The 8268-nt window shown below is 71.1% G+C and carries 8 protein-coding genes and 1 pseudogene; 2 read left to right on the forward strand and 7 right to left on the reverse strand.

Features of this window, described 5'->3' with window-relative positions; genetic code table 11:
- Positions 1-388 (reverse strand): annotated as a pseudogene (locus RT323_RS15025) (ATP-dependent helicase); the annotation flags it as partial.
- Positions 389-465: 77 nt separating this feature from the next.
- On the opposite strand from RT323_RS15025, the gene RT323_RS15030 reads away from it, so the two are divergent.
- Entirely contained in the window at positions 466-1308 is an 843-nt protein-coding gene (locus tag RT323_RS15030; RefSeq protein WP_313409896.1) for a class III extradiol ring-cleavage dioxygenase, read from the forward strand.
- Positions 1309-1310: 2 nt separating this feature from the next.
- Here the strand turns inward: RT323_RS15030 and RT323_RS15035 are convergent, their stop codons facing one another.
- Genes RT323_RS15035 through RT323_RS15045 form a run of 3 tightly spaced genes read right to left on the reverse strand, consistent with a single transcriptional unit; the run spans position 1311 to position 4366 of the window.
- The gene (locus RT323_RS15035) at positions 1311-2432 is read right to left on the reverse strand and encodes a serine hydrolase domain-containing protein (protein WP_313409898.1); all 1122 of its coding nucleotides are present in this window, start codon (positions 2430-2432) and stop codon (positions 1311-1313) included.
- 20 nt (positions 2433-2452) lie between these two features.
- On the reverse strand, positions 2453-3958 hold the full coding sequence (locus tag RT323_RS15040) for an acetyl-CoA hydrolase/transferase family protein (RefSeq protein ID WP_313409899.1): 1506 nt from the start codon (positions 3956-3958) through the stop codon (positions 2453-2455).
- A 12-nt stretch (positions 3959-3970) separates the two neighbouring features.
- The gene (locus RT323_RS15045; protein WP_313409901.1) at positions 3971-4366 is read right to left on the reverse strand and encodes a thioredoxin family protein; all 396 of its coding nucleotides are present in this window, start codon (positions 4364-4366) and stop codon (positions 3971-3973) included.
- A 79-nt stretch (positions 4367-4445) separates the two neighbouring features.
- Here RT323_RS15045 and RT323_RS15050 point away from each other — a divergent pair, with 79 nt between their 5' ends.
- Positions 4446-5558 (forward strand): PQQ-dependent sugar dehydrogenase, encoded by a 1113-nt coding sequence (locus RT323_RS15050; RefSeq protein ID WP_313409903.1) that lies wholly within the window; start codon positions 4446-4448, stop codon positions 5556-5558.
- 272 nt (positions 5559-5830) lie between these two features.
- On the opposite strand, the gene RT323_RS15055 is transcribed toward RT323_RS15050, so the two are convergent.
- From RT323_RS15055 to RT323_RS15065, 3 genes are all read right to left on the reverse strand, one after another.
- Entirely contained in the window at positions 5831-6034 is a 204-nt protein-coding gene (locus RT323_RS15055) for a cold-shock protein (protein ID WP_313409905.1), read from the reverse strand.
- Between the two features lie 362 nt (positions 6035-6396).
- Complete coding sequence (locus RT323_RS15060) at positions 6397-7194, reverse strand: exodeoxyribonuclease III (protein WP_313409907.1); 798 nt, start codon at positions 7192-7194, stop codon at positions 6397-6399.
- Between the two features lie 115 nt (positions 7195-7309).
- On the reverse strand, positions 7310-8268 hold a 959-nt coding region (locus tag RT323_RS15065), incomplete at its 5' end, for an NAD(P)/FAD-dependent oxidoreductase (RefSeq protein ID WP_313409909.1).

Below are 8268 nucleotides of genomic sequence, written 5' to 3' on the forward strand. Positions count from 1 at the left end.
GCTGGGGCGTGGTCGCCACGGCGGGCGCGTCGGCGACGAGGGCGGCCAGGAAGGCGCGGATGGTCGCTTGGCCCTCGGCCGCGGTCGGCCCGATGGATCGTCCCGCGTCCAGCATCTGCTGCAGCTCCGCCGAGCCGGGGGAGGCGAGGGTTCCCGTCGCCATCATGCGCAGGGCGACGATCGCGGGCGTGGCCCAGGCGCGGGCGCTGGGATCGGCGTTGAGGGCACGGATGCCACCGCTCAGGGGACCGACCGCCTCGTTCGCCGTGGCCTCGATCGGACCCTGGGGCGCATCGAACACGAAGCGCGAGGAAGCGGGGTCGTCCGGGTCGATCTCGAACCGGACCGGGTGCCGCAGAGCGATCTGCAACTCGGTCGCGGTCACCATCCCTCCATTGTCGCTCACGGCTTCAAATCCCCGACGCCGGATGCTATAGTTGAATCATCAACTACCAAGGAGACGCGATGAACCTGCGCCCCGCGTCGGTCCCGACGCACTCGCTGTCCGACCTGGCCAACCGCCTCGTGCCCAGCCCGCGCATGCCCGTCCTGTTCGTGGGTCACGGCAGCCCGATGAACGCCATCAGCGACAACTCCTTCACGCGCGAGTGGGAGCGCGTGGGCGCCGGCTTGCCCGCCGCCCAGGCCATCGTCGTGATCAGCGCGCACTGGCTGACCCCCGGTGGCACCCACATCACCGATGCGCCCCGCAATCCGGTCATCTACGACTTCGGCGGCTTCCCCGACGAGCTCTACCGGGTCGAGTACGAGAGCCACGGCGACGAGCAGGTGGCGCGCATCCTGGCCGAGCACCTCGTCGAGTACGAGGCGCGGCTGGACAGTCAGTGGGGCCTCGACCACGGCACCTGGAGCGTCCTGAAGTTCCTCGCGCCCGCGCCGCAGGTCCCTGTGCTGCAGATCAGCATCGACTACGCGATGCCGCTGCCGAGGCTGTACGAGCTGTTCGCCCGCCTGCGCGACCTGCGTCGCCGCGGCGTCGTGTTCATCGGCAGCGGCAACATCGTGCACGCGCTCAACCGCGTCCGCTGGGGCGGCGGGCCGGCGTGGGACTGGGCGCAGGAGTTCGACGCCCAGACCGCGGACGCGCTGGCGACGGGCGACGTGGCCAAGCTGGTCGACCCGTACCGCACCTGGTCCGCCGCGCGGATCGCCGTGCCGACCGACGATCACTACCGACCGATGGTCGCGGCCCTCAGCCTGCTCGAGCCCGGCGAGGACATCGGGTTCTTCAACACCGAGATCGACCTCGGCTCGGTCGGCATGCGGTCGTTCATCACGGCCGCCTGACGTCAGCCGGGCTCGCCGGCCAGGCCTCGCAGCACCGCGCCGGTGAACCCGTCGAAGGTCAGGTCGTCCGCGTCGGCGGGCCTCGGACCGAGGCGGACGGCCACCACCCCCGACGAGGGCACCACGGCGACCAGCTGGTTGCCCCAGCCCAGCGCCCAGAAAGCGTCCGACGGCGCGCCCGGCGCCAGTCGCCCGGTGTAGGACGGGCGGTCCTGCTCGAACCCCGCCGCCCGCCGCACCTCGGTGACACGCCCCTCGGTGTTCGTCCACCACAGCAGTCCGTAGGCCGCGTTGAGGTCGGAGGACGACGCCGTCAGCTCCGCGACGGACTCAGCCGGGACGACCTCGGTGTCGCCGAACCGCCCGCCGTCACGCATCATCGCGCCGAGGCGGACCAGGTCCGCGCACGAGGAGACGATGCCCGCGTAGGCCTTGATCCGTCCGGCGCCGTCACGCTCCCACGTGGTGTCGGTCAGCCCCAGCGGCCCGAACAGGCGTGCCTGCGCATACGCCGCGGGGTCGCCGACGGCTGAGTCCAGCACCGCTGAGAGGACCTGGCTGGCCATGTTGTCGTAGCGCCACGCCGTCCCGGGAGCGTCCTGCTGACCGGCCGCCAACGCGGCCGCGGTCTGGTCGACGGCGCCGATCATCGCCCGGTCCGCTCCCTCGGACCACGCCCGGCCGGACGTCATCGACATGAGGTGCCGGACGGTCACGGCCGAGGACTCGGCGGGCCACTCGCGGACGTGCCGGCCGACGGGGTCGTCGAGGCCGAGGCGTCCCTCGTCCGCCGCGATCGCGAGCAGGACGCCGACGACGGACTTCGTGATCGAGTAGATCCGGCGGGTGGCGTGCCGTGACCCGGCCGGGTGCTCGTGCACGACCTCGTCACCGCGCATCACGAGCGTGCAGGTCGACGCCGTGGCGTCGGCCATCCGGTCGAGCTCGCTGAAGTCCGGCGGGGGAGTGGGCCTGGCCGCCGGGGAGGGACGGACGGAGGGCGTGGGCAGCGAGGCCTCGGACAAGGCGGTCCTCTCGGCGGGGTCGGACGTGCAGGCGGCGAGCAGCAGGCCCAGCAGGGCGCCGACCACGCCCATCACTGCCACGGGTGGACGCGTGTTCACGCCAGGCGAGTCGCGCCGCGTCACATCCGGCCGGTGGTCAGGTAGCGCTGGTGCCACGAGAGGGCCTCGTCGAGCAGGTGCGGCGTGTGGCGGGCGTTCGGGCGCTCGGCGATCGCGCGCTCGAAGTAGTCGCGCAGGCGCGGCCGGAAGTCGGGGTGGGCGCAGTTCGCAATGACGGCCTCGGCCCGCTCGCGCGGGGAGAGCCCGCGCAGGTCGGCCAGGCCGTACTCGGTCACGATGACGTGCACGTCGTGCTCGGTGTGGTCGACGTGGCTGACCATCGGCACGATCGTGGAGATGGCCCCGTCCTTCGCGGTCGACGGCGTCAGGAAGAAGTTGAGGTACGCGTTGCGGGCGAAGTCGCCACTGCCGCCGATGCCGTTCATGACCGCGCTGCCCATGACGTGGGTCGAGTTCACGTTGCCGTAGATGTCGGCCTCGATCATGCCGTTCATCGCGATGACGCCCAGCCGGCGGATGACCTCGGGATGGTTCGAGATCTCCTCGCTGCGCAGCAGGATCCGACCCTTGTAGCCGTCGATGCCGGCGTGGAAGCGCTCCATCCCCTCCCGCGACAGGCCGAATGACGCGGTGGACGCCGCGCGCAGCGTGCCGCTGTCGAGCAGGTCGAGCAGTCCGTCCTGCAGCACCTCGGTGTAAGCGACCAGGCTGGTGAACTCGCTGTGGTCCAGTCCCTGCATGACCGCGTTGGCGACGTTGCCCACGCCCGATTGCAACGGCAGCAGCTCCGGGGGCATCCGGCCCGCACCGACCTCGCCACGCAGGAAGTCCACGACGTGCCCGGCGATGGCACGGGAGACGTCGTCGGGCTCGGAGAAGGCGGCGCCGGCGTCGGGCTCGTTCGTCTCGACGACGGCGACGACCTTCGCCGGGTCGACCCACAGGTACGGCTCCCCGATGCGCTGCATGGGCTCGGTCAGCGTGAGAGGCCGACGGTCGGGCGGCAGTCGCGTCCCGCTGTAGATGTCGTGGAAGCCCTCGATCTCGCGCGGCTGCCAGTGGTTGACCTCGAGGATCACCTTGTCGGCCTGGTCGAGCCAGGTCTTGTTGTTGCCCACCGAGCTGCCGGGGACCAGCAGTCCCTCGGGCAGGATCGCCGTCACCTCGATGACGGCGATGTCGAGCGGTCCGTAGAAGCCGAACCACATCTGCTGCGCCGAATGGCTCAGGTGGGCGTCGACGTAGTCGACCTCGCCCGCGTTGATCTGCTTGCGCAGCAGCGGGTCGGAGTTGTACGGGAGCCGGGTCGAGATCGCGTGCGCCTGGGCCAGCACCCCGTCGGCCTGCGGCGCCGTCGACGCCCCCGTCCACAGGCCGATGCGGAAGTCCTCACCGGCGGCATGGGCCGCGTCGGCCCGCGCCGCGAGGGCACCCGGGACCAGCTTGGGGTAGCCGGCCCCGGTGAAGCCGCTCATCCCGACGTTGTCGCCGGGCCGGACGAAGCGAGCGGCCTCCTCGGCACTCATGATGCGTGAGGACAGGACGGGGCACGTCACACGGCTCATGAGTCGATCCTGTCAGTTCTGCGGCTCACCCGTCGCCTGGGGATCGCCGGCCTCCTGGGCCGCGATCTCGCGGCGGACCTGATCCATGTCGAGGGCCTTGACCTGGCTGATGATCTCCTCGAGCGCGTTCGCGGGGAGGGCACCGGGCTGGGCGTAGAGCAGCACGCCGTCGCGGAAGGCCATGAGCGTGGGGATCGACGAGATCTGCACGGCGGCGGAGAGCTCCTGCTCGGCCTCGGTGTCGATCTTGGCGAACGTGATGTCGGCGTGCTGCTCGCTGGCGGCCTCGTAGACCGGGGCGAACTGCATGCACGGGCCGCACCAGCCGGCCCACCAGTCCACGAGGGTGATCCCGTCGCGGGTCACCGTCTCCTGGAACGTGTCGGCGGTCAGGTTGATCGTGGTCATGGTGGCCTTTCCTCGGGGACATCGATGTCAACGTTCACCTCCACTGTGGCATTCCGGTGGTTGGGGCATGATCGAGGGCATGGATCGCAGGCAGGTGATTCTCGGCGGGATGGCCGTGGGTGCGGCGTGGCTGGCAGGGTGCTCGGGGGACGATCCCGCCCCGGCCCCCAGCGCCTCGACCGGACCGACCACACCGCCGACCACCACACCCCCGCCGGGCCCACGGGCGATCGACCCGCAGCTGGACGGCACCATCGCCAGCGGGCTCAACGTCCCGTGGGCGATCGTGTTCCTGGCCGACGGGACGGCGCTGGTCACGCAACGCGACGATGCGTCGATCGTGCGGGTCACGGCCGACGGACAGGTGACCCAGGTGGGTGACGTGCCGGGCGTCGCGCCCGGGGGAGAGGGCGGCCTGCAGGGGCTCGCCCTGGCGCCGGGCGACGAGACAGCGCTCTACGCCTACCTGACGGGGCCCGAGGACAGCCGCGTCGTGCGGCTCGAGTTCGACGGCGAGCGCATCGGCTCGGCGGAGCCGATCGTCACCGGCCTGCGCAAGGCGTTCAACCACCAGGGCGGCGCGCTCACGTTCGACCGCAACGGCCACCTCTTCGTCGCGGTCGGCGACGCGGCCGACTCCGGCACCGCCCAGGACCGCGACTCGCGCAACGGCAAGATCCTGCGCATCGACACCCAGGGTCGCCCCGTTGACGGCAACCCGTTCGACAACGAGGTCTGGTCGTGGGGGCACCGCAACGTCGAGGGCCTCGCCTGGGACGCCCAGGGCCGACTGTGGGCCACCGAGTTCGGCGACCAGACCACCGATGAGCTCAACCGGATCGTCAAGGGCGGGAACTACGGCTGGCCGAACGTCGAGGGCGACGGCGGCGACGACCAGTACGTCCGCCCCGCGGCGACGTGGTCGACGGCCGAGGCGTCCCCGGCCGGCCTCGCGATCAGCGGGGACCGTGCCTTCGTGGCCGCCCTGCGCGGTGAGCGGCTGTGGCAGGTGCCGCTGCAGGGTGGGTCCGCGGGGAGGCCGCGGGCGTTCTTCATCGAGGAGCTCGGACGGCTGCGCTCGGTCGCCGTCGCGCCCGACGGCTCACTGTGGATGGGCACCTCGAACACCGACGGCCGGGGCGATCCGGCGCGTGGGGACGACCGCCTCGTGCGGGTCGTGATCTCGCAGTGAGACTCTCTGGTGTTCGAGGCAGTTCGCGGTTATGGTCGGGGTAGGGAAGGACCACGGAACACGACGTCAGAGGAATGCAGCGCCTCGGGGTTTCACGCCCGCGTCCGTACCGCAATCCTTCCCGGCCGCCCCCGGCGAACTCCTCGGAGTCCGCCGAGCGAGGCCGCGGCATCAGCCGCATCTGTGAGTCCGGCTCCCTCCCGGCACTGACAGCAAGAACCCCACCACCTCGCGGTGGTGGGGTTCTTGACGTTCGGTGCGAGTGCGTCCGCTCAGAGGGGGCGGATGTTCGCGGCCTGCAAGCCCTTCTGGCCCTGCTCCACGTCGAACTCGACCTTCTGGTCCTCGTTCAGCGAGCGGTAGCCGCTCGAGTTGATCGCGGTGTAGTGCGCAAACACGTCCTCGCCGCCGTCATCGGGGGCGATGAAGCCGAAGCCCTTGTCGGCGTTGAACCACTTGACGGTACCGGTGGCCATGGTCGTTCTCCTCTTGATTTCCCTGGCGAGAGTCGGCCGCGCTCTTCACGTCCGACGGTCGCGACGCACATCCAACACGCGAGAGGAACCATGCCCCGAAGGGATCCGCATCCTTCTGCTGTCCAACGTCGTGCAACTGCTCACCACCCTACGACACGGCGGTCACGTGCGGTCCATCCTCGCGACACGTGGGAAGGGAAAAATCTGATGAACCCGGAGTGGCCTGCGGACACGGAAGAACTACGCCGGTATAGTCACGAAGAACCACGCGCGTGCGTCGTGGTGCGCCGACCGCTCAGCGGCTCGGCCATGCGGGGGGCGTGCATCCGGGGGGACGGCGCGTCCCCCGCGCCCATGCCCCCTCAGAGGTCGTAGTCGATGGTCAGCGGCGCGTGGTCGGACCACCGCTCGCCCCAGCTGGCCGCGCGGTCGACCGTGGCGACGCGGGCCGCTTGCGCCAGCTCGGGGGTGGCCAGCTGGTAGTCGATCCGCCAGCCCGTGTCGTTGTCGAAGGCCTGCCCGCGCATCGACCACCACGTGTACGGCCCGTCGACCGGACCGGCCAGGTGGCGGTGCACGTCGTACCAGCCCAGGTCTCCGAAGAAACGGTCGAAGTACGCGCGCTCGTCGGGCAGGAAACCCGACTTCTTGACGTTGCCCTTCCAGTTGCGGATGTCGAGCTCGGTGTGCGCGACGTTGAGGTCGCCCGTCACGAGGGCGTGCCCGTCCATGCCGCCCAGCTCGGCCATCCGCTTCGACATCTGGTCCAGGAAGCGGTACTTGTCCTCCTGCTTCGGCGTCCCGGCCTCGCCCGAGTGGACGTAGACGCTGACGACCGTCAGCACCGAGCCGTCGGGCAGCGTCAGGTCGGACTCGATCCAGCGGCCGGTGTCGTCGAAGTACTCGTCGCCGTTGCCCACGCGATGGCTGGTCGGCTCGAGGCGGCTGATGACGGCGACGCCGGCGCGGCCCTTGGCCGCGGCCTCGGTGTGCACGACGTGGTAGCCCGTGCCCTCGAGGATCTCGTGCACGATCGCGTCCGGCGCGCGCACCTCCTGCAGGGTCACGATGTCCGCGTCGCGGGCCTCGAGCCACTCCTGCATGCCCTTGCGGCACGCGGCGCGGATGCCATTGACATTGACGGTGGAGATCCTCAGCACCCGGCTGAGGCTACCGGCCCCGCCCCACCACTTTTGGTGCAGGATTCCCTTCCCTGGACCCCCGCGGCGGGAATCGCGCGCCAAAACTGGAGCGGAGTGCCCAAGAGTGGGGTCGTCAGCCGGAGAAGGGCGGCCGCTCGTCGAGGCGGATCGAGCGGCGACCCGCCCAGCGCCAGACGCGCGCCGTGAGGTCGCGGTCCTCGTCGGTGACGAGGTTGCCCATGACCCGCAGGGCGATCGTCATGAGCGCGTGCGAGCGCATCCCCACCGGGCCCGCGGTGGGCAGCAGATGGGGCACCGTGATCAGCCCGGCCAGTCGGCGCGCGATCGAGAACGCGGGACCGTAGTGAGCGCTCAGCAGGGCGGGCCACGACTCGGCGGGGGAGTCGCCGGTCGCCAGCAGCTCGGCGCCGAGGCGGCCCGTCTCGAGGCCGTAGTCGATGCCCTCGCCGTTGAGCGGGTTGACGCAGCCCGCCGCGTCGCCGATGACGATCCAGTTCGGGCCGGCGACGCCGGAGACGGCGCCACCCATCGGCAGCAGGGCCGAGGTCGGCATCCGCAGCTCGCTGCCCAGGTCCCAGTCCTCGCGTCGCAGCGTGGCGTAGAACTCCATCAGCGGGCGGATCTGGATCTTGGCGGGCCGCTTAGCGGTGGCGAGCGCGCCCACGCCGAGGTTCACCTGGCCGTCGCCGAGCGGGAAGATCCAGCCGTAGCCCGGCAGGAGGTCGCCGTCGGGGCCCCGCAGCTCGAGGTGCGAGGAGATCCAGGGGTCGTCACCGCGGCCGGACTTCACGTAGCTGCGCCCGGCGACGCCGTAGGCGGTGTCGCGGTGCCACTCGCGGCCCAGGGCGCGACCCAGGGTCGAGCGCACGCCGTCGGCGATCACGAGCCGGCGGCAGCCGATGACCTCGCGACCCGTGGCGGTCTCGACGACGACCCCGGTGACCGAGCCGTCGGCGGCCCGCTCGACGTCCACGGCTTTCGCGCCCTCGACGCCGATGGCGCCCGCGTCGAGCGCGGCCTGACGGATGCGGTCGTCCAGCTCGGTGCGGGGGACCGCCGAGCCGTGGTCGG

The sequence above is a fragment of the Aeromicrobium sp. genome (assembly GCF_032084975.1).
Lineage (GTDB): Bacteria > Actinomycetota > Actinomycetes > Propionibacteriales > Nocardioidaceae > Aeromicrobium.